The sequence below is a fragment of the Candidatus Aciduliprofundum sp. HYA1 genome, from assembly GCF_056175085.1.
Genome location: NZ_CM149694.1, coordinates 1,109,568 through 1,134,453, shown reverse-complemented (window position 1 = coordinate 1,134,453; position 24,886 = coordinate 1,109,568). Strand labels below are relative to the sequence as shown.

Below are 24,886 nucleotides of genomic sequence, written 5' to 3'. Positions count from 1 at the left end.
TTATGTGCCTGCGGTCTGTCGAACTTAGGAGGTGATCCATCCGCAGGTTCCCCTACGGATACCTTGTTACGACTTAACCCTCCTCGCTGACCCCAGGTTCGACCCTGCCCATAGAACAGAGCCTCACCTAGAGCCAACTCGGATGGTTTGACGGGCGGTGTGTGCAAAGAGCAGGGGCGCATTCACCGCGGGATGTTGACCCGCGATTACTACGGAATCCAGCTTCACGAGGGCGAGTTACAGCCCTCGATCTGAACTACGGACGGGTTTCAGGATTAGCTCCCCCTTTCGGGGTCGCAACCCATTGTCCCGCCCTTTGTAGCGCGCGTGTAGCCCGGGGGATTCGGGGCGTACTGACCTACCGTTGACCCCACCTTCCTCCAGCTTAGCGCTGGCGGTCTCCCCAGTGTGCTCCGCCCCCGGAGGGACGGGTGGCAACTGGGGACGGGGGTCTCGCTCGTTATCACACTTAAGTGAACGCCCTACGGTACGAGCTGACGATGGCCATGCACCACCTCTCCGGCTCTTATTCGGGCAAGGTCGTCAGCCTGGCCCACATAGGCCGGTCGCCCCCGGTGAGTTTTCCGGCGTTGAATCCAATTAAACCGCACGCTCCTCCCGTTGCAGTGCTCTCCCGCCAATTCCTTTAAGTTTCAGCCTTGCGGCCGTACTCCCCAAGCGGCCCGCTTAACACCTTCGCTCCGGCACTGCCGGCCCCCGAGAGACCGACAACACCAAGCGGGCAGCGTTTACAGCCAGGACTACCCGGGTATCTAATCCGGTTTGCTCCCCTGGCCTTCGTCCCTCACCGTCGGAGCCGTTCAAGCCGGACGCTTTCGCCACAGGTGGTCCCCCCGGGATTACAGGATTTTACCCCTACCCCGGGAGTACCTCCGGCCTCTCCCGGTCCCAAGACCCGCAGTCTCCCCGGAATTCCTGACGTTGAGCGCCAGGATTTACCCAGGGATTTACGGGTCCGGCTACGGACGCTTTAGGCTCAATAATAGTGGCCACCACTCGAGCTGCGGGTATTACCGCGGCGGCTGGCACCCGTCTTGCCCAGCCCTTATTCCTGGAGCTTTTTAGGCTCCAGAAAAGCCCTCCCGAAAGGAAGGGCACTCGGGCTCCCCTCGTCGCGCTTTCGCGCATTGCGAAGGTTTCGCGCCTGCTGCGCCCCGTAGGGCCTGGACTCGTGTCTCAGAGTCCATCTCCGGGCTCCCCCTCTCAGGGCCCGTACCCGTCGTAGGCTTGGTGGTCCTTTACACCACCAACTACCTGATAGGCCGCAGACCCATCCTCGGGCGCCGGAGCTTTCGGTCTCGGAACCTTCCAGTATCCGAGGCCTATGGGGTATTAGCCTCAGTTTCCCGAGGTTATCCCCCACCCGAGGGTAGGTTGTCCACGTGTTACTGAGCAGTCCGCCGGTGCTCCCGAAGGAGCCCCTAAACTCGCATGGCTTAGTCGGAGCCCGATAGCAGTGGCCTCCGGCAGGATCAACCGGAGTTGATCCCTTATGCTTGGAGAGTATACGACGACAGACCGCAGTCTGCACACCTATCGAGCGTCGGATTTGAGAGATCCATCCCCAAACGGGAAGTTTTTCTCAAATCCCCATTCAATCAGCACATTTAAGCAGCCATGGAACCCAGATGCTCATTTTTCACATCTGGCGCCTTATTTGGCTGCCTTGCAAAGCCCTTAATGAGCAACCAATATATATCCCTTTCGCTCATTATTTCATGGGTAATCTGGGATAAGGGCCAAATAGGGATTTTGTATATGAAATTTTCTGATAACTCATTTTAGTTTTGATGCCCTGTTTTTTAGTTCATTCAATTTATTTAGGGCCTCGAGAGGGGTCATATTCATTATATCCAGACTCTTCAGTTCCTCCAGAATTTCATCGCAATCAGAATCGCCAAAGAGCATTGTTTGCACAATTTTCTTTCCTCTACGCACCTCAATCACTCTTTCCTCCTCAATCATTTCCAGAACATTCTTGGCTCTTTTTACAACATCCTCCGGTACCCCTGCAAGTTTTGCCACTTCAATTCCATAACTCTTGCTCATGCCCCCTGGCATAACCTTACGTACAAATACAAGCCCGTCTGGAGTTTCCTTCACCGCTATGTGGTAATTTCTAACATTTTCAAGCACATTTTCAAGTTCAATAAGATGATGGTAATGGGTTGCAAATATTGTTCTTGCCTTAATTTTGTTGTAGATATGCTCCGTTATGCTCCAGGCTATGGCCAATCCGTCGTAGGTGCTCGTTCCACGCCCTATCTCGTCAAGGAGAATCAAAGAGCGTTCTGTGGCAGTGTTTAGAATATTTGCAAGTTCCACCATTTCCATCATAAATGTGCTCCTGCCCCTGGTTATGTCATCACTTGCCCCCACCCTCGTGTATATTCTGTCCACAACACCTATTTTTGCATAATCTGCAGGCACGAAGGAACCCATCTGTGCGAGTATTGTGATAAGGGCCACCTGTCTCATATATGTGCTCTTTCCAGCCATGTTTGGACCGGTTAGGATTATGAATCTCGCCTCTCCGCTGATATTTGTGTCGTTTGGAACAAAATCCGTGTACCTTTCAACAACGGGATGTCTGCCGTTCTTGATTGCTATGTCCATACTCTCATCCACAACCGGCCTTGTGTAATTCCATTCAAGAGCGACCTTTGCAAGGCTCTGTATTGTATCGATATGTGCGATGGCCTCTGCCACCTTTGCAATTCGGGAGGTTTCATCCTTCAATTTCTCCATTATTTCTTCGTATAGTGCCTGCTCAATCTCATTTATCTTCTCCTTTGCACTCAGGATTCTGTACTCCAAATCCTTCAACTCATCTGTTATGAATCTTTCCGAATTCTTAAGTGTCTGTTTCCTCTTGTAATGCTCTGGAACCTTGTTCAGATTTGCCTTGCTCACTTCAATGTAGTAACCCATCACATCATTGTATCCAATTTTCAAGCTCTTTATGCCCGTGCTCCTTCTCTCCCTCTCCTCCATTTTCCCTATGAGGTCCTGCGCGTGGAGTGCGAGATCCCTGAGGTCATCAAGTTCCCTGCTGTATCCCCTTTTTATCACCCCACCTCCTATGGGATAATCTCCGGCAATGCTCCTTTCAATTAAATCCACTATTTTCCCCACTCCTTCAATTTTTTCACTTTCCTTTCTCAAAATTTCGGATTCAAAGTTTATCTTCAGATCCTGAGCATACCTGAGCCCCTCCTTCAACGCTATCAAATCCTTGGGCTTCGCCCTTCCAAGCGAGATTCTGGTCTTTATGCGCTCCAGATCCTTTATGTGGGATAGGACCTCCCTGATTGATTCGAGCATCATCTGCTTCCTGGTCAGTTCTTCCACGGCATCCTGCCTTTTTCTTATCTCATCCACGTCCTTCAATGGTCTCTGCATCCACCTTTTAAGGAGCCTTGAGCCCATCGGGGTGACGCACTCGTTTATGGTGAAGAAAAGTGTGTATCTCTCCTCTCCCAAAAAATTTTTGAAAACTTCCAGATTCTTCAGGGTTGTGGAATCTAGAATCAGAAATCTATCACGAAAATAGCCCTGTAGGGAGGTTACATTCTTCAGTTCCGACATGGTGTTCTCCTTGGCATATTTCAATGCGGCTGCCGCCGCCTTAAGCCCGTATTTTCCAATTCCAAATCCCCCAATCTCCGCAACTTTGAAATGATCCTTAAGTATGGTCTCGTAATCAGAATAGTACTCCTCAGGCATAATTTTCTGGGGGACCTCCACCTTAAGTTCAAAATTGGATATGATCTCCGCAGGACTAAGGCGAAGAATCTCAGCGTTAATCCCATAAAAATCCAGTTCGCCTGCGAAGAACTCTCCCGTGGATATGTCCAGGGCTGCAAATCCGTAGATATCATCTTTCCCATATACCGAGAGGAGGAAATTGTTATCGTATGTGAGCAGGGTATCTTCTATGAGTGTTCCGGGAGTGACTATTCGTATAACATCCCTCTTCACGAGCCCCTTGGCCTTCTTGGGGTCTTCCAGCTGCTCGCAGATGGCCACCCTGTACCCCTTTTTCACAAGTCTCGAAAGGTATGCATCCAAGGCGTGATGGGGTATGCCTGCCATTGGCACTGGCTCTTCCCTGCTTCTTCGTGTGAGCACGAGGTTGAGTTCCTTTGATACGATTTTTGCATCATCCTCAAATGTCTCGTAGAAATCTCCAACACGGAAAAACAATATGGTATCCCTGTACTTCGCCTTTATTCTGTGGTACTGTCTCATAAGGGGTGTGGCCATCTTCCATTCCTATGGGATTTTTATATTAAATCCTTTCTCTTGAAAATATTTTAAGGACATTGTCCATGTGCCCCTATGCTCTCAGATAGGGATATTCTAAAAGCCATGGAGAGGGGGGAGATAGGCATTGAGAATTTCAGGGAGGAAAACCTAACCCCCAATGGATACGATTTAACTGTGGGTGAGATCAAGATTCCAGAATTAGAGGTTTACATAAAAAATGGAAAATTGAGCATCCCTTCACTCACGCATTTTCTGGTAGGTTCAAGGGAATACATAAAACTTGGCGAGGGTTATGTTGCGCAGTTGTGGCTTAAAAGTAGATGGGCCAGGCGAGGGGTTCTCGCTTCCTTTGGGCTTGTGGATGCGGGATTTGAGGGCATACTGACCATGGGCTCATTTGCCACAAGGGAGATAGAATTAAAAGTGGGAGATAAATACGCCCAGATCTGTTTCATACGCCTAAGTTCTCCAGCAGAAAAGCCCTACGCCCTTCGCTCCGGAAACTATCAGAAACAAAAAAATATAAAAATATAAAAATTATGCTGCCACGAGGATATTGTTGTAGACCTCTTCAACCACGGTATTCATATCGCTCAGGTATATCTCCCTGAATTTCTTTTCGATCTCTCTTCTCGTAACATTCGCAATTTTCGCCACAAAATTTGATATCTCATCGTACAGTGTTCTGTATGCATCCTCAACCTTCAGTCTTGGGGTTTTGAGGAGCAGATTGCTATCCAGAACTATTTGCTTTGTGACAAGGTTCTTGAGTTCCTGCACCGCTTGCATCGCAATCTTTCTTCTCTCTCCCTCTATGCTGAAGGGAAGTACTGTTATGGCAACTATGGGCTTGTCGAACCTCTCTTTCAGTATTCTTGCTGTTTCCACAACCCCACCTGTACCAGTACCTCCACCCAATGAGGCAAGAAGAACTATGACATCCGCATTACTGGCCTCCTCTATGATCCAGGCGCGGTTTCTATTTATTATGTACTCCCCCACCTTCACTTCCCCATTTGCATCCCTGTGCTCTCCCAACACGTCTTTTCCAAGAAGCATCTTTTTATCCGCAGTTACACTTTCCAGTCCCCTTTCATCCGTGTTTATCGCTATGATCCTCGTACCCTCTATCTTCTTCTCGGCAATGTATGACACTATCCTGCCGGCACCCCCACCAAAGGCAAACACTCGCACATCGGGTCTTATGCCGAACTCGTCCATAAGCAGTTCTTCCACATTCTTTCTAACGCTTTCAATATCGCGCATTCCCATCACCTTCTGGCAGATTACCTATGGGGCAAAGGGTTCTTCTCTTCCTCCTGTAATCGTAAAGAGGATATGCCCCGGGTGTATGATTTCAGTATGTTGGCAAGTTCCCCATTTGAGACCAGAATCCTCAATACGTAGGTTATGAGATCTCCCATATCCCGGAAGTACTTGTAATCCACGTACTCCTCAAGCACATCAAGGATTCTGTCCTCCATCTCAACCTTCATACCCTTATCCTTGAGGAGTCCCCTGTCAGCCATTTTTATGTATTCCATAAGCGCCGTTCTTATGAACTCTGATCTGCTCCTGTATTCGGGGTGCCTTGCCATAAAATCATCAATTTCATCCAATTCCACGTCTGAGAGCCTTATTGTTAACCTTGTTCCATTCATTCATACACCCTTTGCCCTTGTTGGTATGGAAGATATGTACAAATCAATATATAAAGTTTTTCATTATTGCATAAAATTTTAATATTTTTATGACAAAATGTTTTTGGAAAATTTGAATTTCACCAATCCCTTAGAAAAGAAAAGAATAAATGTATGACGTTTTATGACAAAAGTTTCCAAAAATTTTCTTTGTGGCGCTTACTGTATGACATATGACTATTTCAGGAGGTCTGATAGGAGCAGTTTGTCCATCAACTTGGCTTTTATTTTTATTTTCTTCGTTATGTACGCAGTGAGGGCATCCTCCCTCTTCTCGAGTATGTCCTGAAATGTCTTTGCATCGGTTTCAACGATGATATCCGCATCAATATCTCCCTCTTTCACATCGGAGAGTTTTGCATCTTTCAGGTACATATGGTATGCTCCATCATCCTTGAACCTTATCACTATGCTTCTTTCCAGATCCCTTATTTTCTCCTTTCTCGGATCATCCTTGGCGTTGAATTTGTCCACCAGTTCCTGTAGCATGGATTTCATATTCATCACCTAATACTCTATTCCCTCCCTGGCGATAACCCCCTTCCTATAATAATGTTTCACCTCTTTCATCTCTGTAACGAGATCTGCCCTTTCTATTATTTCTTCTTTCGCGTATCTTCCAGTGAGCACAACCTCCGTTCTTTCTGGTATGGAATCCAGAAGTGAAAGAACATCTTCCAGGGATATGAGACCGAAGTCCAGGGCAACATTTATCTCGTCCAGAATGAGCAAATCGTAATCCCCACTCAATTTTTTTGCGGCAAACTCCAGGGCATTTCTGGCCCTTTCAATATCCTCCCTCGCAGGGTTATTCCTGTTGACGAAATGATTGGAGCCAAAGGGGTAAACCTCTATTCCCAGTTTTCTGGCCGCAATCTGCTCTCCATAACCCCTGTCAGGTTTCATAAACTGTACGATGCACACCTTCTTTCCACGCCCGGCAGCACGCATTGCAAGCCCGAACGCTGCTGTGGTTTTCCCCTTTCCGTTGCCTGTGTAAACATGTATGTAGCCCATAGGCGAGAATATGCAGGGAGATTAAATAAGTTACGGACGGAAAGAATTAAGTATGCAAATATGGTATATGTAAGGGGTGACTAAAAATGGCCACAGGGGGATTTGATTTGGAAACACCACTGCCCTACATTGGACTTTCAGTGATGCAAATAATATGGTTCTTCGTGATACTCATTGTGGGCTTCATAGTTGTGAAGATTGTTGTCTGGATTCTTAATAAGAGTTTCAAAAGAACACCGCTGCCTGAGATTCTGGCCGAGTTTCTCATTAGAGTAACGGCCATAGTTCTCTACATTCTGGTGTTCTTGCTTGCAGTGACGGCTCTTGGATACGATATGAATGCCATCGTTCTCGGCCTATCTGCCATCTTTGGCTTGCTGTTGGGCTTTGGATTGCAGGATACCATAACGAACATGGCCAGCGGATTCTGGATCGCTCTAACAAGGCCCTTTGACAAGGGAGATGTGGTATCTGTGCAGGGATTCACCGGTAGCGTAAAGCACATAGGAATTATGTCAACAACCATGCTCACTCCAGACAATACTGTTATAACAATTCCCAACAAGAGTGTCTGGGGAAGCCCGATGGTGAATTACACCAAGATGAATGTCAGGCGCGTGGATGTGAACGTTGGCGTGGCCTACGGCACGGACCTGGATAAGGCCGTTAAGATAGCCATGGACGTTATGAAGAGCCACAAACTCGTGCTTAAGAATCCAGAGCCCTCGGTTGCCATAACTGAACTGGCTGATTCATCCATAAATCTGCAGTTGAGACCTTGGGCAAAAACAGGCGATTACTGGACGGTTAAGGGAGAGATCACCAAGGCAATATACGAGGCCTATGGCAAGGAGGGCATAGAGATACCGTTCCCGCAGGTGGACGTACACCTCAAAAAGGAATAATTTTCCCCTTTTCAAAACTTTTTTATCGTTATGCTCTATTAGGTACATCGTGAAGGATCGTTTTGGAAGACCTGTGAAAAGCATACGAGTATCCGTGACGGAAAGATGCAATCTCCGCTGCTTTTACTGTCATCGGGAGGGGGAGTGGCACAGGCACACAAGGGAGATGAGCCCGGAAGAGATTGAGAGAATACTGAAAATTGCCCGCAAATTGGACATAAGGAAGGTGAAGTTCACGGGGGGAGAGCCGCTTTACAGGGAGGATATTGTGGAAATTGTGGGCAGGGCTGCACCATTGATGGATAGGGATGTGTCCATAACCACAAATGGAACACTCCTCCCAAAATACGCCTATGAACTTCGGGAGGCAGGGGCAAACAGGGTGAACATAAGCCTTGATACCCTTGACAGGGATAAGTACAAGAGAATAACCGGCCTCGATATGCTCAAGGATGCCCTGGATGGGGTTTACGCAGCAATAGATGCAAATCTGAATCCTGTGAAATTGAACATGGTGCTTCTCAAAGGCATCAACGAGGACGAGATTGAAGATATGATCAGATTTTCAGCAGATACAGGAGCGGTGCTTCAGATTATTGAACTGGAGGCGCCTGTGGAGAAGGAACAGACGGAATTCTTCAGAAAATACCACGTGAATCCAAAATTCATAGAGGAGCATCTTGAAAAAATTGCCTACGAGGTAAAGTACAACGAGTTGCACCGCAGGAAAAGGTTCAAGTTCAGATTTGGCTCCCGAGTTGCAGAGGTGGAGATAGTCAGGCCAATGCACAACACGGAATTCTGTATGTACTGCACCAGAATAAGGCTGACGAGTGATGGAAAACTCAAGCCCTGCCTTCTGAGGGACGATAATCTGGTGGATATCCTCACTCCCATGCGCAACGGTGCCGACGATGCCACATTACTCTCGCTCTTCAAGGAGGCCATTATGAGACGCGAACCCTACTGGAAGTGAAAATTTATATATTCCTTTCTAATACACCCCATTGTGCCGCCGTAGCTTAGTTGGCTGGAGCGGCCGGCTGTTAAGAAGCCCTTCGAAAAAGGGCTTTATCCCAAAAGGGCCGCAGAAACCGGCAGGTCGCAGGTTCGAATCCTGCCGGCGGCGCTAGTGCGGTAGCGCGGTGCGGAAGGATTCGCACCCTTCCCACCATCTATAAATCCTTTATTTTTCCCATTTTCCATCTTTATCAACCTCCTTGGACTTTGCACATTTGTCCGAAGGTTTGGGGGATGGATAAATTTAAATAACAAGATGAAGTATCTTTAACTCAGTGGTAGCATGAAGATTGGCAAGTTTGTATCCCTGTTTGTGCTGATTGCCATGGTTTCCATACAGGGTACAGCATTTGCATCGTCCATTGGAGGAAACACGTACAACGAACATTATAATTTTTCCATGCTTGAGCCAGGAGATATCATTTTCGGGTACTCTCCATCTGTGGCGTGGATAATACCCGGGCACTGGACCCATGTGATGATTTTTGTCGGTTGGGACAGCAATGGAACTGGCTGGTTTATAGAGGCATATGCAGACGGAGTTCATCTGCGCCCGTTGAGTGTGATAGATCACAGATATCCAGAAATTGCCATAGGAAGGGTGATGACCACAGAGAAGGTGAAAGAGGAGGCCCTCGCATTTATGCTATCCAAACTGGGGGATCCCTATGACTATGCCTGGTGGCACAAGGAGATAGATAATGGTAAGTACTACTGCTCTGAACTTGCCTGGGCAGGATACTATATTGCGGGAATAGATATTGACGAGCATCCCGGTTTCTGCTGGAAGTACCTCTGGGGCGTTGCACCCCAGGAGATCTACGACGATAGCCATGTGGATATCATAAGCGTTCAATACGGCTCTTAACTAATTTTTTACTTTTTCTATTTTTGTCGTAAACTTCGGAGAAAATAATTTATCATTTGAGTGCACTTCTCCTTTGGAGATAAAAATGAGATTGATTTCAACACTTGGATGGACGTCTAAGGTTGTGGTGGAGGTTGCAAATATCCTCAGGGCCGACGAGAATGTGGTGATATACGGATACGTGGACGACACTGAGAAAGGGAGGGTTGAGAGTGCCCTTGGAAAGGTGAAAAGTGCACTTGATAACGTCACCGCAGTGAAGGTAAATCCCATGGACTTTAGAGAGTGCATTGAAACCACGCGCAAGTATTTATCTGAGGACTCCGTTGCCAACATAACCGGTGGAACGAAGGTAATGGCCTTCTCCCTGGCTTTGAACGCAGCCATTAAGGATATACCTGTTATTTATATGGTGACCGAGAATGGTGCAATAAAAATAAAGAAACTGCCCATCACCTTGAGTGGTGAGCAGCGAAATTTTTTTCGTATGGGGAGCGAATCCACAGCCAAGGAGATGTTGAAAATGATAATAAATGAGTACAATGGTAGGGCAAGGATGAAAGATATACGTGATAACCTGCAAAAAGGATACTCCACCATTTCAGATGCAAAGGAGAAGTTGAAAAGGGCCAATCTGGTTAAGGAATTGAGGGATGGAAGGGAAAAAATAATAGTGGCCAATAATGCAGCATACCTGTTTATGGGTGATGAGCCATGAAAATCTTTGTGTCTCCATTAACCGTGTACACGTACAAAAATCCTGAGAGAGAAGTGCTTAATCTGGAGGAGGTAAACAAGTTCAGAGATGCCATCAATTATGCCGGAAAATTTGATAAAGGTATAGTTTTCTCAGAGTATTCTCTTGAAGAAATTAGGGAAGTTGTGAGCAAACTTTCAGACAGGGAAAGGAAAGAATACCTGGCCCTTCTTGAGGATGTAAAGGACGGTGTTCAGATCATAAAGGTGGAACTGACGGACTATGAAAACTCATACGGTAAAATGTACGATAAGATTGAGGATCTGATGGAAGCATATGCGGGAAAGGAAAGCATGACCTTTAAGGTCAATGTGAGTTGTGGCCACAAGATGGGCTCCTTTGCCCTTTATCTGGTAATGATGGACCTTGCCCATGACAAGAGGTTTTACAAGTATATGGGACTCAGAAATCAAAAACCCCTTATTGTGGATGTTTACCACGCTGAAAAGGGTGTGGTGGAGAGTTTACCCACCGTTCATTTCACCTCCCAACGCAGCATAAATCTGGATGAATATATCTTGTACATCCCCGATTCCATGGACTACGAAGAGTTTCGTAAAATATTCAAGGATGATGCGGACAGAAACATAATTTACATGAAAAAGCACGGATACATAGAGATGGAGGATGAAAAAATATACCTGACAACCAAGGGTAAAACCCTTAAATCACTGCTAAGGAATATCAACTGATTCTCCATTTCTCAGCATAATCGTTTTTTCTCCAAACTCTTTTTCAAACCATTGTGGATTCGTGGTATGCACGGGTATTATGATCTCGGGATTCACGGTATCTATGAGTTTGTGAATATCCTCTGGATCTGCATGTCCAGAGGCGTGGTAGCCCTTCACATATTCAAGTTTTCCATCCACAAATCTAAAGCCAACACTCTTCATATTGTACCTCTTCAACCAGTTGTTGAGTGTTGAAAAATCAAGTTCCATCTCCTCGTTGAAGGGTTCTGTTGATGAGTAAATATAGGTTCCTCCATTAGGTTTCAAATCCATCAGGTTTGGTAAATCGTAGAGTGAAAATGCAAGTATGAAATTTTCAGGTTCTTCCCTAACCATGTTGGGGCTTACAAATTTGTCAGCCCATAAATCGCTACTATTCAAAATCTTAAGCCACCACTCTGATCTATCGCGAGGTTTGCTGTATATCCCTATATTTTCCACGTCAATTTCCGTGCCAACCGCCCTTAGTGCCATAATTGTGTATGCATCCTTCTCAGTTACCAGAAGGGTTCTACCACTCTCCCCCGCTATACGGGCAAACATGTTGAGCCTTTCAAAATCCCTTGGAGAAAAATCTGCAATAACGAGCCCACCCTCCGAAGCAACTGCCTCTGAAGAGTTGTTTAGAACATCCTCTTCTGTGGTGTAGTTGTGCTCTCGATCATCGGCAACTCTCGTGCCCTCAACTATCAGCACACGGCTTCCTCTGGCCATTTCTGCGAATTGCACGGTGCTCTCCCTTCTATCTCCATGCATTCTGAAATCTCCCGTGTAGGCAACCTTCCCAGAATCTGTCTCAACAACGTATCCCACAGAGCCATAAATGGAATGGTCCACCATGTGGGACCTGATTTTAAAAGGCAGGTCGTCCATATTTCCTATTATAAGGTTCTCCCGGCTGTACCGGCTCACGTTTTCTTTATTGTATGTATGAAGAAACTCCACAGCATCTTTTCCCAGGGTATCCGTTGGAATGAGTTTCCTGAGCAGAAAATATTTTTTGATTTTTTCGTAATCCTTACCCATTTCCTTGCTCTTACTCTTCAAAATGGGCAATGCCCCCTCATTTTCCTCCCGGAGAACATCGTAAATCACTGAATTCTCTATTTTACTCTTTGTGTCCCTGTAAACCTTCAGAAAAGCCAGTGTTTCCGGTGAGGCAACAAGGGGAATGGAGAAATCAAGATATCCAATCATACCACAGTGGTCCATATGGGCATGAGTAAGAAGAACAGCATCAACGGGTATTTTTTCAAAATCCCCAAAATTCATATCAGATGTTTTCAAATCATCCCTGTACACGTTTATTCTGGGCAGGAGTCCCATCTCTATTGGGTCATTTAGTCCCCTAATTGTACGCATTGAGATGAACTCCTTGAAGTACAGAGATGATGTGCTGAAATTAAGCCCAAAATCCAGAAAAATTCCATGTGCTCCATCTCTAAGGTAAATCTTGGAGCCCCCTATGCTTTCCGCTCCATCGTAGATTTTCACTTCCATGCTCATAGGACTGAATGCCAGTATTTTAAAATTTCCACGAAGATTTTGTTTTTGTTATCAAATTGGATAATCACACCCGTAAAAAATAAAAACTTTACGCAGATTTCCCACTTGTCATGGGTTGTATGCTCAACTTCAGTTACACTTCTCCGGGCGTGGTCGTGGTTGATGGTGAGTTTAAGATCATAAACGCAGATTCAAATGCCAGAAGCATACTTGGTTATGAGCCATCAAAAACATATTTTCTGGATTATCTTGACAAGCGCTCCCGTAAGATTTTCAGGGATACATTATCATCCCTTTCAGATAGCAAAGGGTCTTTTAGCGTGGATCTCCATCTTACGGACGGCTCTTCTTGCACCGTGGAGGCGCTTAGAGCGGGGGATAAGACAGTGCTCCACGTATGGGACGAATCCCAGAAAAGAATGGAACTCGCTCTTAGAATACTGTCAAGTTCCATTGGCAATATTCTTGAAATGGTTATGGTCACAGATAGAGGTGGAAGAATACTCTACGTCAATCCTGCTTTTACCCGTATAACTGGATACACGCCTGAGGAGGTTATTGGAAAAACCCCTGAATTTTTGAACAGCGGGCTCTACGACAGGAAATTTTACCGGGACATTTGCAACACCGTATTGCAGGGCAATATCTGGCATGGTGTGATTGTGAACAGAAAGAAGAATGGAGAACTGTACCACGAGGAGATGACCATAGTGCCCGTTAAGGGGAGAAGTGGCAAGGTTGAGTACATGGTTTCTCTGAAATATGATGTAACGGATAAAAATCTGCGTGAGCAGGAACTGGAGCGCAGAAACAATCTTTTATCCGCGCTTTACAACATATCCCTTCAAATGGGCGACTTTCCAGATTTGAGATACATGGGAGAGAAAATATACGAGGAGCTAAAAAAGGTTATGAAATTCAAATCCTTCCTTTTTGGCATATACATGGGGGATAAGGGCGAGATTTACTACCCCTATGGTCGCTCCGGATCGGAGGATATGACCGAGATGAGCATCAAATTTGACCCGGAGCATTCTCTGGCGGGGCGAGTTATACACACAAAAAAGCCCTTGCTGATAAGGGACATATCCAAGGAGTTCTCCCCTGAGGACTATACGGTTGTGGGCTCCAAAGAGATGGAGAAATCCGCAATGTTCGTTCCAATAATTTATAGGGACAGGGTGCTGGGAGTGCTCATAGTATCCACGCCCGCTCCGAACAGTTACTCAGAGGTGGATCTGAAGTACTTGGAGATTATCGCCAACTTCCTTGCCATATTCATTGAGAATGCAAATCTTTTCAAGAAGATAAGGGAAACCAAGGAAAGATATGAGACGTTGATAAACACGTCCCTTGCGGGAATAGGCATAACCGATAACGATTTGAAGTTAACATTTGTCAACACCAGGCTTGCAGAAATGGCGGGTTATGAACCTGAGGAGATACTGGGAAGGAAGGTATTTGATTTCCTGTGTGAGGAGAGCAAGAAGGTTATGATGGAGGCATACAAGAGGATAAGGCAGGGATTGAGCGAGGTTTATGAGGCACGTCTCATAGGAAGAGATGGTGTGCCAGTGGATATTCTGATAAATGCCTCACCCCTCAGGGATGGAATGGGAAACGTGATAGGCGCTATAGGTGTGGCAATAGACATAACGGAGAGAAAGAGATGGATAGACAAACTCCAGGAGGAGTGGAAAAAGTACAGAACTGCGCTGGAAAACGTGCTTGTTGGCATAGCGATTCTCCACAATGGCAAGATCATATTTGTAAACGAAACGATGAAGGATATGCTCGGTTATTCGGAGGAAGAACTTTTGAACAAGAACTTTCTGAAAATAGTGTATCCAGATATGCGCGACCTTCTCTGGAGCAATTACAACAGGCGCATGGCAGGAGAGAATATACCGGATACATATGTGGCAAAACTTATGGATTCCAAGGGAAATCCGAGATGGTGTATGGTGAGAGGCACCATCATAGAGTGGGAGGGAAAGAAGGTTGACATGATGAGCGCCCAGGACATAACCTCCCTTAAAGAGATGGAAGAGAAACTTCTGGCCATTGTTAATATGTTTGAGAGAATGAAAATGGCTGAAGATGAGGATGAACTTTTCACCATGGTTATTGATACGATCACGGATTTGCTGGGCCTTAACAATGTGGTTATAACAGAGATTATGGAGGACGGTGTTGTGGTCCGCAGATATGGAGGAATGGGAGAGGCGGTGAACCTGAAAAACGTGAAAATAGGGAATCGCGGTATAGTTGGATGGGTTGCAAGAAACAAAAAATCCTATTACGCTCCGGATGTGTCAAGGGATCCGTGGTACATGGAGGTGAATCCTCGCACAAGGAGCGAGTATGCCACACCGATAATATTCGAAAACAGAATGTTCGGTGTTTTGAATGTGGAAAGTGAGAAACTTGATGGCATATCTGAAAATGACAGGATGCTCATAGATCTCATAGCCACCCACCTGGCAGTTTCGCTTGCAAGCCTTGAATATCAGAGAAACCTCCGGAAGGTTAAAGAGTTTCAGGAACTGCTTCTGCACATTGTAAGCCACGACTTGAAGAATCCACTTGCGGTGCTTCAGGGATACCTGGAACTGGCCAGGGAGGATCCTGCTCCAGAGTTCCTGGATGCAATGGAAGAGGCCCTTGAAGAGGCAAACGGGATAATAAACAAAACAAGATTGTTCTCAAAATTGGGCGTAAATAAAGCAGCACTGGAAAAGGATAGTGCAGATGTTTCTGATATGATTGATGAGAGCATAAACCTGATAAGGAAGAAGTATCCCAATGCAAAAATCATCAACAATCTTGGAGATCTTCATCTTAAGGGCTTCACACTGCTCAAGGAGGCGTTTGTGAACATACTTGACAACGCATTCAAATACGGTGCCAGCGAGGTGAAAATTTATCCTGTGGAAAAGGGGAACTACATACTCCTCAATTTTGCAGATGATGGCCCGGGCATACCGGATGGCAAGAGAGAACTCATTTTTGAGCCATTCAAGAGGTTTCATTCTGGCGAAGGCTCGGGTCTTGGGCTCTCAATAGTGAAGATGATAATGGAACTCCATGGTGGAGGGGTGGAGATAAGAAACAACGAACCTCGCGGAAGCGTGTTTGTGCTCAAAATACCAAAGGAGATAACCGGAGATTCGTAAAATTTTAATATGCCTGATATATTTCCCTTCCCGTAGCCCCGTGGTGTGGCGAGCATCGATGAGATGCGAGCTAGCCCCGGAGCGAGCAGAGCGAAGCCCCGTGGTGTAGTGGTCAAGCATCGGGGACTCTGGAGGAAGCCCCTTTGGAAAAGGTGCTTTATCTCCAAAGGGTTCCCGGTGAGATCCCTGGACGGAGGTTCGAATCCTCCCGGGGCTGCTACTTATTTACAATTATCGTCATTTATTTTACGAATTTTAAAAAATCCATTTTCGGTACAAGAAATCTTTATATCTCTTGCTGCAATTTCCCCATGCCTAAAAAAGGTGATAGAAATGAATGCAAAGGAATATGTGGAAAATGTTATAGAGAACGTCAAGGCAAAGAATCCAGCACAGCCCGAATTCCATCAGGCTGTAACCGAGGTTCTGCACACACTGGTACCTGTGATAGAGAAGAACCCCAAGTACATGAAGCACAAGATTCTTGAGAGAATAACCGAGCCCGAGCGCGTTGTTATGTTTCGTGTTACCTGGGAGGACGACAATGGCGAACTGCACGTGAATCGCGGTTACAGAATTGAGTTCAACGGAGCAATTGGCCCATACAAGGGCGGTTTGAGGTTCCACCCAACCGTGACCCTTGGTGTGCTCAAGTTCCTTGGATTTGAGCAGATATTCAAGAATGCCCTTACTGGCATACCCATGGGCGGTGCCAAGGGCGGTAGCGATTTCGATCCACATGGCAAGAGCGATGCCGAGGTGCGCCGCTTCTGCGAGAACTTCATGATGGAACTCTACAGGCATATTGGCCCGAATACCGATGTGCCCGCTGGAGATATCGGTGTTGGTGGCCGAGAGATCGGCTATCTCTTTGGTGCCTACAGGAAGATTGTGAATCGCTGGGAAGGCGTGCTTACCGGCAAGGGTCTCAACTGGGGCGGTTCTCTTATAAGGCCTGAGGCTACTGGCTATGGAGCCACCTATTACCTTATTGAAATGCTCAAGAAGTTCAAGGGTAAGAAGGACCTTAAGGGTTACAACGTGGCCATATCCGGCAGCGGTAATGTGGCCCAGTTTGCCTCAAAGAAGGTTACCGAATATGGTGGTAAGGTCGTGACACTCTCAGATTCAAAGGGTGCAATGTACCTGCCAGATGGAATAAATGACGAGATCTGGAACGCAGTTTATGAGACCAAGGCCATAAAGCATGGCAGGCTCCAGGAAGTGGCTGAGAAATTCGATCTGCCTTGGTTCCCCGGCAAGAAGGCATGGGAAGTTGCAGCCAAGGAGGCAGGAGAGGTTCACATAGCATTCCCGAGCGCTACTCAGAATGAGATAGCCCTTGAGGATGCAAAGATCCTCACCAACGCTGGTCTGATAGCAGTGGTTGAGGGCGCCAACATGCCAAGCACCTTGGATGCAATCAATCACTACTTTGAGAACGATGTGCTCTTTGGACCTGCAAAGGCTGCCAATGCAGGAGGCGTGGCCGTGAGCGGTCTTGAGATGAGCCAGAACGCCCAGTTCACCTACTGGACTGCAGAGGAAGTTGATCGCAAGTTGCACAACATAATGGTGAACATATTCAACACCGGCGTCAAGTATGCAGAGAAGTACGACAAGCCAACCAACCTGCTGCTCGGATCCAACATTGGCGGATTCGTGAAAGTGGCTGACTCCATGCTCGATCAGGGCATTTACTAAACCCTTTTTCTTTTTTTAAAAATAAAAAATTGAGATTAGTCGTAAATCATCTCTTCTTCCATCTTGCGCAGGTACTCCACCGAGCGCTTTACATCTGCGAATAATTTATACACCCTTTCAATGTGTTCCCTTTCAATTTCCTTCTTTCCTGCAAGTTCCCAGGCAGGGGCGAGTAACTGTATGGCGTATCTCAACGATGCTTTCTGCCCAATGTCCACCAGGTAGTCAAGGGCATCCTCTGTGATTTTTATCTTCTCCTTCTTGGCCCTGGTTAGAATTATATCGCGCATATCCTCCTTCTCATATTTCTTCGTGGTGATCACTAGCAGCCTGTCAAGAAGGTCTATGGGCATACCGAAGGGTGATTTTATATCAGTGCCCCGCACCGTTGTTATGCCACGGTTGGTGGCAAATATCAATATTGGAGAGAGTTCCTGCTCCATGGCCTTGTTCAGAAATGCATATGTCTCAATATCCAGCATTGAGCACTCGTCAATGAACAGCACTCCAGGAATCAGCTCCGCGCGACCATCCTCCACAAGTCTCTTAACCTGCTCATCAACCCTTCTGCGTACCTCATCTCCTATCTCCTTTCTTTCAGATGCTCCAAACAGAAGAGAGGCAATATCCATACCCGAACGGGATTGCATCATATCAAGATCATTGAGGGTCAGGGTATAGACGAATTCCTTTTCCTTTAGAACGGGGCCATCCGGTATGTCCATTATCTTCTCGGAAGCCAGGTCGTAACTCTTCTCCTCCACCGCATCCTTGGATATGCCTATTTTTACAACTCTCCCGCTATCTGCATCTATCTGAATTATATCTCCCTCATCTATGCCCTGCTGGAGCAACTGCATTGCAAAGCTCTGGTCCATCTTGAGTTTTTTCTTTTCCTTCTTTGTTTTCAGTGTTATGGTTGCACTTGCAGGTATCTTCTGGTATGGATTGTAGGGATGCTGCATGTAGTCCATGCTCAGTTTTTCAACCTTGCCCTCGTATATGTTGCGCATCTCATGAATACGCACACCTATTGCCTTGCGAAGTGTTTGAGTCAAAAACTCTGTCTTTTTCACCTCGCTGCTGTAAATCTCACTTCCAGCAATGTGCACGAAGGGCACGTCCTCGCCCAGTTCCTTAGCAATTCCAATTGCAAGTGCAGTTTTACCGCTTCCTGGAGGACCCGCTATGAGAATTGCATTGCCCGCAAATTTTCCCTCCTTGATCATCCTCACAATTATTCCAGCGGCCTCCCTTGCCTCCACCTGGCCGATCATTCCATCCGCCTTTCTGAGTGCCCTGTAATTCTCATCGAGCCCAAGCCCCATAATGTGTGAGTGCGCCGATATCCTCTCCCACTCCTTCATCTCCGCAATCTCCATCTTCACCACCAAACTTTGTAAAATTATTCTTCTATATAAATTTTTCCAAAAGGTGCAAATAAATTTTTATACGATTTTTCCTACAAATCAGGGTGTTTGAACTACTGCATCCAGAGATTCAGAAGGTGTTGAGAGAGAAGGGCATATTCGAGCCCACGGAGCCGCAGAGGAAGGTAATTCCATTCATTCTGGAGGGTAAGAACGTGCTTCTAATCTCCCCCACGGGGAGCGGCAAGACAGAGGCGGCCATGCTTCCAATATTCCACAGAATTATGAATGAAAAACACGGAAAAATCGCGTGCCTTTACATCACTCCCCTACGCGCCCTGAACAGGGATATGCTCAAGAGGCTCAGGGATTTTGGTCAGAAACTTAGGGTAGAGGTGGCGGTTAGGCATGGAGACACACCCGCAAGTGAGAGAAGAAAACTTGCCCTAAAGCCCCCGGATGTGCTTATAACCACGCCCGAGACTTTTCAGATAATGTTTATGGGAAAGAGATTGAAGGAGAGCCTAAAAAACGTGAAATTTGTTGTGATTGATGAGGTACACGAACTGGCATCGGATGAGCGTGGAGCCCAACTCGCACTGGGACTTGAAAGGCTCCGCACACTCACAAATTTTCAGATCATCGGATTATCTGCCAGCGTGGGCAATCCCCGGGAGATTGGGAAATTTCTCTCTCCAAGGGAACCCATAGAGATTGTGGAATTGAAACTCTACAAGAAAATAGACGTGCAAGTGCATGCACCTGAAAGAAGGTACAAGAGAGAAGCGGAGATAATGGGAAGTGACGTGGAATACGCATCCCTCCTTATGGAAATGTGGGAAGAGATCATGGCCCACCGGGCCACCCTCGTTTTCACAAACACGAGATGCACTGCTGAGGACATAGGCATGCGTTACCGTCTCTTATTCTCCTCTCCACCCATTGAGGTGCACCATGGCTCACTGAGCCGGAAGGTCAGGGTTGAGGCGGAGGAGCGATTCAAAAGCGGGAAGTTGAAGGCACTGATATGCACATCCTCCCTGGAGCTCGGCATAGATGTTGGCATAGTTGATTTTGTGGCCCAGTTTAACTCACCAAGACAGGTGACAAAGCTCCTTCAGCGTGTTGGGAGAGCGGGGCACAGGATAGATGAGGTATCCAAGGGCAAGATATTTGCCCACACACCTGTGGAAATTTGGGAATCTGCAGCCATACTTACCCTTCTGCACAATGGCAGAGTTGAAAAGGTTAGAATCCGCAAAAATCCCCTGATGGTACTCACAAATCAAATAGTGGCAATGGCAAATTCTGAAGGAAGGGTTGATGTGAGAGATACCTTCGATCTGGTTAAGGGGGCGTATCCATTTCGGGATCTGAAATACGAAGAATTCATAGAGCTTCTTGAATTTCTGAGAGATTTGAAAAAGATATGGTACGATGGATTGAGTTTTGGCAGAACCCGTGGTGGAAGGGAGTACTTCTACGAGAACATATCAATGATTCCGGACGAAAAAACCTATAAGGTGGTGACCCTGAGGGGGGAGTTCATAGGCACCCTTGATGAGAGTTTTGTTTCCTCTCTGAATTACGGAGAGAGTTTCGTCATCAGGGGCATGGCTTGGAGAATCGTTGACATGAAGGAGGATAAAATCATAGTGGAGTACCTCCGGGACATAGCAATGCCCCCATCCTGGGTTGGCGAGGAGATTCCCGTGCCCTACGAGGTTGCATCAGCAGAACCGGATAGGCAATATTTGAACTCTGCAGCAAGGGATATTCTTGGGAGGTGGAATATGGACTGGAATTCAAGGAAAATAGTGCTTGAAAAGGGGGAGGGTATTGTTTTCATGGGCATAAGGGGAGGTACAAGGGCCAATTACACCATGGCCCTTCTGCTCTCATCAATAATCTCCCAAAAGATTGGAGAAAGTGTGGAATTTTCCATATCTCCGTATCACATAGCATTTTTCAATCCTCACATAAATCTTGATTATCTTCGAGATCTTATTTTCAAACTCAGAAACGTTGAGGGAGTCCTTAAAATAGTTGCCAGAAACTCGCGGCTTTTCAACTACATATTTATGCACGTGGCAAAGAAAATGGGAGTAATAAAGAAGGGTGCAGACCTGAGAAAGATAAGAATTGAGAAGATAGTGGACCTTTACAGGGGCACGCCTCTTTACCGAGAGGTCCTTGATAAATTAATGTTTGACTACATGGACATAGAGGTTGTCGAGGGCATGCTGGAAAGAATAAGGAGTGGGGAAATAAAAATTGTGATAAGGGACCTCAGGGAGGAGAGCAAGGAACTTATGGAGGAGCACGGAGATCTCGTATCTCCCATTGTGGCCACGAGACCTGTGATTGAGGCTGTTTACAGAAGACTCCTCGAGGAGGAGATGATCCTCGTATGCCTCTCCTGCGGAGGGAGCATGCACATAAAAGTCAAGGATTTTCAAAAGCCAGTATGTCCGTTCTGCGGAAGTGTAAGGGTTGCACTTTTAAAGCCCTACGAGGAGGAAAAAATTAAGATTTTGAGAAAGAAGAAATTCACCTCTGAGGAGCGCAGGGATCTGGACAGGATGATGGCCATATCCCATCTGCTCAGAACCCACAAGAGGGCCGCAGCCCTTGCCCTTGCAGGACGCGGGATAGGCCTGAGCACAGCTGCCAGAATTCTTCAGGTTCCCTACGAAAACGAGTTTGAGATTGCAAAAAGGGTTTTGCGGGAGGAATTGAAATATGCGAAGAACAAGCAGTTCTGGGATTTGAGATAAAGGTTAATACCCATTTGCATATACCCCCACTATGAATCCTGAGCCTGGTGACTACGTTGAGGTAAAAAATGAGAAAGGTACGTTTCGCGGAGTTTTGATGCCGAGAAACAAATTCAGCGATAGGGGCATAATAATTCTCAAACTTGATAACGGTTACAACATAGGCATAGTTCCGGAAGAAATAAAAATAATAAGGAAGGGTGAGAAAAAGAAAAAGGTTAAAAGAGAAATAAAATCGGATAAGGCACTTCCAAAAATTTCAATAATCGGCACAGGGGGAACGATTGCCAGTTATGTGGATTATCGCACCGGTGCGGTGCATCCAGCTCTCACGGCCGAGGATTTGATTTTTTCTGTACCCGAAATTGTTGAAGAGTGCGATATCCGGGCAAGCGTGCTTTTCAACATCCTGAGCGAGGATATGCATCCAGAATACTGGATCAAAATGGCAAGGAAGGTTAAGGAGGAACTGAAACATTCGGAGGGAGTGGTGATACCTCATGGAACCGATACCATGGGCTATTCATCTGCAGCCCTATCGTTCATGTTTCCAAAATTATCAGGACCCGTGGTTTTTGTGGGAGCTCAGAGAAGCAGTGACAGGCCGAGCAGTGATGCCTATATGAATCTTCTATCCGCCGTAAAGGTTGCTAAGAGCGATCTGGGCGAGGTGGCTGTTGTTATGCATGCCACAACCAGCGATGATTTTTGTCATGTGCATCGCGGTGTCCGTGCCCGAAAAATGCACACATCACGCAGGGATGCGTTCAAGAGTATAAATTCCAGACCCCTTGGGGAGGTGAGGAAGGGCGAGGTGAAATTTTATGAAGATTACAGGAAAAAAGAGGATGAGACGGAGTTAATGGATAGGATGGATGAGAAGGTTGCTCTTATTTATTATTATCCAGGAATGGGCGTTGAGCAGTTTGAGAGGATGATTGATGGCATGCACGGGGCGATAATCATGGGCACAGGCCTTGGACATGTGGGCACACATCTTCTGCCATCCATAAAAAGAGCCATAAAGGATGGAATTATAATAGGTATGGCGTCCCAGTGTCTTCATGGCAGGGTTAATCTGAATGTCTATTCCACAGGAAGAGAGCTTAAGAAGGCGGGCGTTGTGCCCCTTGAGGACATGCTTCCAGAGGTGGCGTATGTAAAGCTCATGTGGCTCCTTGGAAATTACGGGCATGAGGAGGCAAAAAATCTGCTGGTCCAGAACCTCAGGGGCGAGATCTCCAAAAGGAGGATGATAACATGGTAAAATGCGGGCTTGAGATCCATCAGCAGCTTGCCACTAAAAAATTGTTTTGCGATTGTGACTCGTACCTCAGCGACAATGTCATTTTCAAATTTGAGCGTGTTTTGAGGCCCACACAGAGCGAGCTTGGCGAGGTTGACAGGGCAGCAGTGGAAGAGAGCGTGAAGCGAAGAAAATTCATATATGAAGCAACGGAAAATTCATGCCTGGTGGAGGCGGATGAGGAACCCCCCCATGCTCTGAATAAGGATGCCTTGGAGATAACACTAAAGGTTGCCCTAATGCTCCACGCCAAAATAGTGGATGAAATGCATGTGATGCGCAAGATAGTCATAGACGGTTCAAACACATCTGGTTTTCAGCGCACCGCTCTGGTGGCCGTGGATGGATATCTTGACACCTCCTTTGGGCGGGTGAGGATACCCACAATTTGCCTTGAGGAGGAGGCTGCGAGAAAAATTGAGGAGGGCGATGGTTATGTGGTTTACCGCCTTGACAGGCTGGGCATACCCCTTATTGAAATTTCCACAGCTCCGGATATGAAGAGCGGTGAGCAGGTTAAGGAAGTTGCCCAGAAAATAGGATACATTTTAAGGGCCACAAAGAGGGTACGCAGGGGAGCGGGCACCATAAGGCAGGACATCAACATCTCCACGGGCCAAGGAAGGGTTGAGATAAAGGGAGCCTCAAAACTCAATATGATTCCTCAGTGGGTGAACATGGAGATTGAGAGGCAGGAGATGCTAAAGGAAATTGCCTCAATTCTTAAAAAAAGAGATGCGAGGGTTGAGGAGAAAATTTATGACCTCACAGAAATTTTTGAGAACACGAATTCAAAGATAATCTCAAGGATTCTCAAGAAGGGGGGCAAGGTTCTGGGCATAAAACTCTCCGGGTTTGCAGGAGTTCTTAAAAATGGAAATTACAGGTTGGGCAGGGAACTGGCAGATAGGGTACGCGTTATAGGGATAAGGGGACTCTTCCACGGAGATGAGCTCCCATCATACGGGATAAGCGAGGATGAGGTGAAAAAAATAAGGGAAATTTTGAATCTTGGTAGCCAGGATTCCTTCGTCATAATAGCAGAAAAGGAGGAACTTGCAAATATGGGCCTTCAGAGGGTTATAGAAAGGGCCAAGATCACCCTGGAAGGCGTGCCCGATGAAACCAGGGGTCCAAGGGATGACGGCTCAACCCATTATCTTCGTCCTCTTCCCGGTGGTGCCAGAATGTACCCTGAGACGGACATACCCCCCATAAGAATCTCGCAGGATTATGTGGAAAAATTGAAAAAAGAACTGCCTCCCATGCCTGAGGAAAGGGTGAAGGAACTTGGGGCATTGGGAATAAATGAGGAACTTGCCTGGCAAATAATCCACGAGGACAAGGATGATCTATTTGAGGACATAGTTAGGAAATTCGGATACCCCACGGTGGTTGCCCGTGCCCTTATCAACGGATGCGAGAATGTGGATTACGCCCGCATCTTTTCGGCCCTTGCTGAGGGCAAATTTGCCAAGGAAGCGGTGGATGAAATAGTGGAGCGGGCCTGCGATGGTGAGGATTTGGATGAGCTCATAGAAAGTTTCTCATCAAGTGTGGACGTGGATGCCATCATTGAAAAAATCGTAAAGGAGAAGGAGCAATTCATAAGGGAAAGAGGTATGGGTGCCTTCAAGCCCCTCATGGGACTCGTTATGAAGGAATTACGCGGCAAGGTTGACGGGAAGGTGGTGAGTGAGAAGTTGAGAGAGAAAATTGGCTCAATTTTGAGAGATTAGAAAAACTTAAATAGAAG

At 46.5% G+C, this 24,886-nt stretch carries 18 protein-coding genes, 2 tRNA genes and 1 rRNA gene; 13 read left to right on the top strand and 8 right to left on the bottom strand.

Features of this window, described 5'->3' with window-relative positions:
- Positions 1 to 26: 26 nt before the first annotated feature.
- Both AC0S1O_RS06205 and mutS read right to left on the bottom strand, forming a co-directional pair.
- Positions 27 to 1,504, bottom strand: a 16S ribosomal RNA gene (locus AC0S1O_RS06205).
- A 293-nt stretch (positions 1,505 to 1,797) separates the two neighbouring features.
- Positions 1,798 to 4,287, bottom strand: a complete 2,490-nt coding sequence (gene mutS, locus AC0S1O_RS06200; RefSeq protein ID WP_475393457.1) for a DNA mismatch repair protein MutS — start codon at positions 4,285 to 4,287, stop codon at positions 1,798 to 1,800.
- Positions 4,288 to 4,362: 75 nt separating this feature from the next.
- Here mutS and dcd point away from each other — a divergent pair, with 75 nt between their 5' ends.
- The gene (gene dcd / locus AC0S1O_RS06195) at positions 4,363 to 4,824 is read left to right on the top strand and encodes a dCTP deaminase (protein ID WP_475393456.1); all 462 of its coding nucleotides are present in this window, start codon (positions 4,363 to 4,365) and stop codon (positions 4,822 to 4,824) included.
- A gap of 3 nt (positions 4,825 to 4,827) precedes the next feature.
- Here dcd and AC0S1O_RS06190 read toward each other — a convergent pair whose 3' ends face one another.
- From AC0S1O_RS06190 to cobO, 4 genes are all read right to left on the bottom strand, one after another.
- Positions 4,828 to 5,556, bottom strand: coding sequence for an FtsZ/tubulin family protein (locus AC0S1O_RS06190; RefSeq protein WP_475393455.1), 729 nt, complete (start codon positions 5,554 to 5,556; stop codon positions 4,828 to 4,830).
- Between the two features lie 20 nt (positions 5,557 to 5,576).
- The gene (locus tag AC0S1O_RS06185) at positions 5,577 to 5,951 is read right to left on the bottom strand and encodes a ribbon-helix-helix domain-containing protein (protein WP_475393454.1); all 375 of its coding nucleotides are present in this window, start codon (positions 5,949 to 5,951) and stop codon (positions 5,577 to 5,579) included.
- A gap of 216 nt (positions 5,952 to 6,167) precedes the next feature.
- Positions 6,168 to 6,488: an SCP2 sterol-binding domain-containing protein gene (locus AC0S1O_RS06180; protein ID WP_475393453.1), complete on the bottom strand. Its 321-nt coding sequence runs from the start codon at positions 6,486 to 6,488 to the stop codon at positions 6,168 to 6,170.
- Positions 6,489 to 6,497: 9 nt separating this feature from the next.
- The gene (gene cobO, locus AC0S1O_RS06175; protein WP_475393452.1) at positions 6,498 to 7,007 is read right to left on the bottom strand and encodes a cob(I)yrinic acid a,c-diamide adenosyltransferase; all 510 of its coding nucleotides are present in this window, start codon (positions 7,005 to 7,007) and stop codon (positions 6,498 to 6,500) included.
- An 86-nt stretch (positions 7,008 to 7,093) separates the two neighbouring features.
- On the opposite strand from cobO, the gene AC0S1O_RS06170 reads away from it, so the two are divergent.
- The 6 genes from AC0S1O_RS06170 to AC0S1O_RS06145 all read left to right on the top strand — a co-directional run bounded on the left by AC0S1O_RS06170 (position 7,094) and on the right by AC0S1O_RS06145 (position 11,249).
- Positions 7,094 to 7,912, top strand: coding sequence for a mechanosensitive ion channel family protein (locus AC0S1O_RS06170; protein WP_475393451.1), 819 nt, complete (start codon positions 7,094 to 7,096; stop codon positions 7,910 to 7,912).
- A gap of 49 nt (positions 7,913 to 7,961) precedes the next feature.
- Positions 7,962 to 8,888: a GTP 3',8-cyclase MoaA gene (gene moaA / locus AC0S1O_RS06165; RefSeq protein WP_475393450.1), complete on the top strand. Its 927-nt coding sequence runs from the start codon at positions 7,962 to 7,964 to the stop codon at positions 8,886 to 8,888.
- A 35-nt stretch (positions 8,889 to 8,923) separates the two neighbouring features.
- Positions 8,924 to 9,041, top strand: a tRNA-Asn gene (locus AC0S1O_RS06160).
- Between the two features lie 174 nt (positions 9,042 to 9,215).
- Positions 9,216 to 9,800 (top strand): YiiX/YebB-like N1pC/P60 family cysteine hydrolase, encoded by a 585-nt coding sequence (locus AC0S1O_RS06155; protein ID WP_475393449.1) that lies wholly within the window; start codon positions 9,216 to 9,218, stop codon positions 9,798 to 9,800.
- A gap of 73 nt (positions 9,801 to 9,873) precedes the next feature.
- Positions 9,874 to 10,518: a holliday junction resolvasome, helicase subunit gene (locus AC0S1O_RS06150; RefSeq protein WP_475393448.1), complete on the top strand. Its 645-nt coding sequence runs from the start codon at positions 9,874 to 9,876 to the stop codon at positions 10,516 to 10,518.
- Positions 10,515 to 11,249: a hypothetical protein gene (locus AC0S1O_RS06145; RefSeq protein ID WP_475393447.1), complete on the top strand. Its 735-nt coding sequence runs from the start codon at positions 10,515 to 10,517 to the stop codon at positions 11,247 to 11,249. Before AC0S1O_RS06150 ends, AC0S1O_RS06145 begins: the two co-directional genes overlap by 4 nt.
- Here the strand turns inward: AC0S1O_RS06145 and AC0S1O_RS06140 are convergent.
- On the bottom strand, positions 11,232 to 12,791 hold the full coding sequence (locus AC0S1O_RS06140) for an MBL fold metallo-hydrolase (protein ID WP_475393446.1): 1,560 nt from the start codon (positions 12,789 to 12,791) through the stop codon (positions 11,232 to 11,234). The two genes, AC0S1O_RS06145 and AC0S1O_RS06140, sit on opposite strands and share 18 nt — an antisense overlap.
- 116 nt (positions 12,792 to 12,907) lie before the next feature.
- Here AC0S1O_RS06140 and AC0S1O_RS06135 point away from each other — a divergent pair, with 116 nt between their 5' ends.
- The 3 genes from AC0S1O_RS06135 to gdhA all read left to right on the top strand — a co-directional run bounded on the left by AC0S1O_RS06135 (position 12,908) and on the right by gdhA (position 17,677).
- Entirely contained in the window at positions 12,908 to 15,973 is a 3,066-nt protein-coding gene (locus AC0S1O_RS06135; RefSeq protein WP_475393445.1) for a PAS domain S-box protein, read from the top strand.
- Positions 15,974 to 16,067: 94 nt separating this feature from the next.
- A tRNA-Gln gene (locus AC0S1O_RS06130) sits at positions 16,068 to 16,190 on the top strand.
- 116 nt (positions 16,191 to 16,306) lie between these two features.
- A complete protein-coding gene (gene gdhA / locus AC0S1O_RS06125; RefSeq protein WP_475393444.1) occupies positions 16,307 to 17,677 on the top strand; it encodes an NADP-specific glutamate dehydrogenase in 1,371 nt (456 codons plus the stop codon).
- A 35-nt stretch (positions 17,678 to 17,712) separates the two neighbouring features.
- Here gdhA and AC0S1O_RS06120 read toward each other — a convergent pair whose 3' ends face one another.
- Positions 17,713 to 19,059, bottom strand: a complete 1,347-nt coding sequence (locus AC0S1O_RS06120) for a RuvB-like domain-containing protein (RefSeq protein WP_475394480.1) — start codon at positions 19,057 to 19,059, stop codon at positions 17,713 to 17,715.
- A 92-nt stretch (positions 19,060 to 19,151) separates the two neighbouring features.
- Between AC0S1O_RS06120 and AC0S1O_RS06115 the strand changes: the two genes are divergently transcribed.
- The 3 genes from AC0S1O_RS06115 to gatE are packed head-to-tail and all read left to right on the top strand — an operon-like array spanning position 19,152 to position 24,869.
- Entirely contained in the window at positions 19,152 to 21,824 is a 2,673-nt protein-coding gene (locus AC0S1O_RS06115) for a DEAD/DEAH box helicase (protein WP_475393443.1), read from the top strand.
- 31 nt (positions 21,825 to 21,855) lie between these two features.
- Entirely contained in the window at positions 21,856 to 23,091 is a 1,236-nt protein-coding gene (gene gatD, locus AC0S1O_RS06110) for a Glu-tRNA(Gln) amidotransferase subunit GatD (protein WP_475393442.1), read from the top strand.
- Complete coding sequence (gene gatE / locus AC0S1O_RS06105; protein ID WP_475393441.1) at positions 23,085 to 24,869, top strand: Glu-tRNA(Gln) amidotransferase subunit GatE; 1,785 nt, start codon at positions 23,085 to 23,087, stop codon at positions 24,867 to 24,869. Before gatD ends, gatE begins: the two co-directional genes overlap by 7 nt.
- Positions 24,870 to 24,886 lie beyond the last annotated feature (17 nt).

Bases quoted from the DNA above. Each gene is read 5' to 3' on its own strand.
- mutS (WP_475393457.1), bottom strand. From the start codon at position 4,287: ATGGCCACACCCCTTATGAGACAGTACCACAGAATAAAGGCGAAGTAC.
- dcd (WP_475393456.1), top strand. From the start codon at position 4,363: ATGCTCTCAGATAGGGATATTCTAAAAGCCATGGAGAGGGGGGAGATA.
- gatD (WP_475393442.1), top strand. From the start codon at position 21,856: ATGAATCCTGAGCCTGGTGACTACGTTGAGGTAAAAAATGAGAAAGGT.
- cobO (WP_475393452.1), bottom strand. From the start codon at position 7,007: ATGGGCTACATACATGTTTACACAGGCAACGGAAAGGGGAAAACCACA.
- gatE (WP_475393441.1), top strand. From the start codon at position 23,085: ATGGTAAAATGCGGGCTTGAGATCCATCAGCAGCTTGCCACTAAAAAA.
- AC0S1O_RS06145 (WP_475393447.1), top strand. From the start codon at position 10,515: ATGAAAATCTTTGTGTCTCCATTAACCGTGTACACGTACAAAAATCCT.
- AC0S1O_RS06190 (WP_475393455.1), bottom strand. From the start codon at position 5,556: ATGCGCGATATTGAAAGCGTTAGAAAGAATGTGGAAGAACTGCTTATG.
- AC0S1O_RS06135 (WP_475393445.1), top strand. From the start codon at position 12,908: ATGGGTTGTATGCTCAACTTCAGTTACACTTCTCCGGGCGTGGTCGTG.
- AC0S1O_RS06180 (WP_475393453.1), bottom strand. From the start codon at position 6,488: ATGAAATCCATGCTACAGGAACTGGTGGACAAATTCAACGCCAAGGAT.
- AC0S1O_RS06140 (WP_475393446.1), bottom strand. From the start codon at position 12,791: ATGGAAGTGAAAATCTACGATGGAGCGGAAAGCATAGGGGGCTCCAAG.
- AC0S1O_RS06185 (WP_475393454.1), bottom strand. From the start codon at position 5,951: ATGAATGGAACAAGGTTAACAATAAGGCTCTCAGACGTGGAATTGGAT.
- AC0S1O_RS06120 (WP_475394480.1), bottom strand. From the start codon at position 19,059: ATGGAGATTGCGGAGATGAAGGAGTGGGAGAGGATATCGGCGCACTCA.
- gdhA (WP_475393444.1), top strand. From the start codon at position 16,307: ATGAATGCAAAGGAATATGTGGAAAATGTTATAGAGAACGTCAAGGCA.
- AC0S1O_RS06155 (WP_475393449.1), top strand. From the start codon at position 9,216: ATGAAGATTGGCAAGTTTGTATCCCTGTTTGTGCTGATTGCCATGGTT.
- AC0S1O_RS06170 (WP_475393451.1), top strand. From the start codon at position 7,094: ATGGCCACAGGGGGATTTGATTTGGAAACACCACTGCCCTACATTGGA.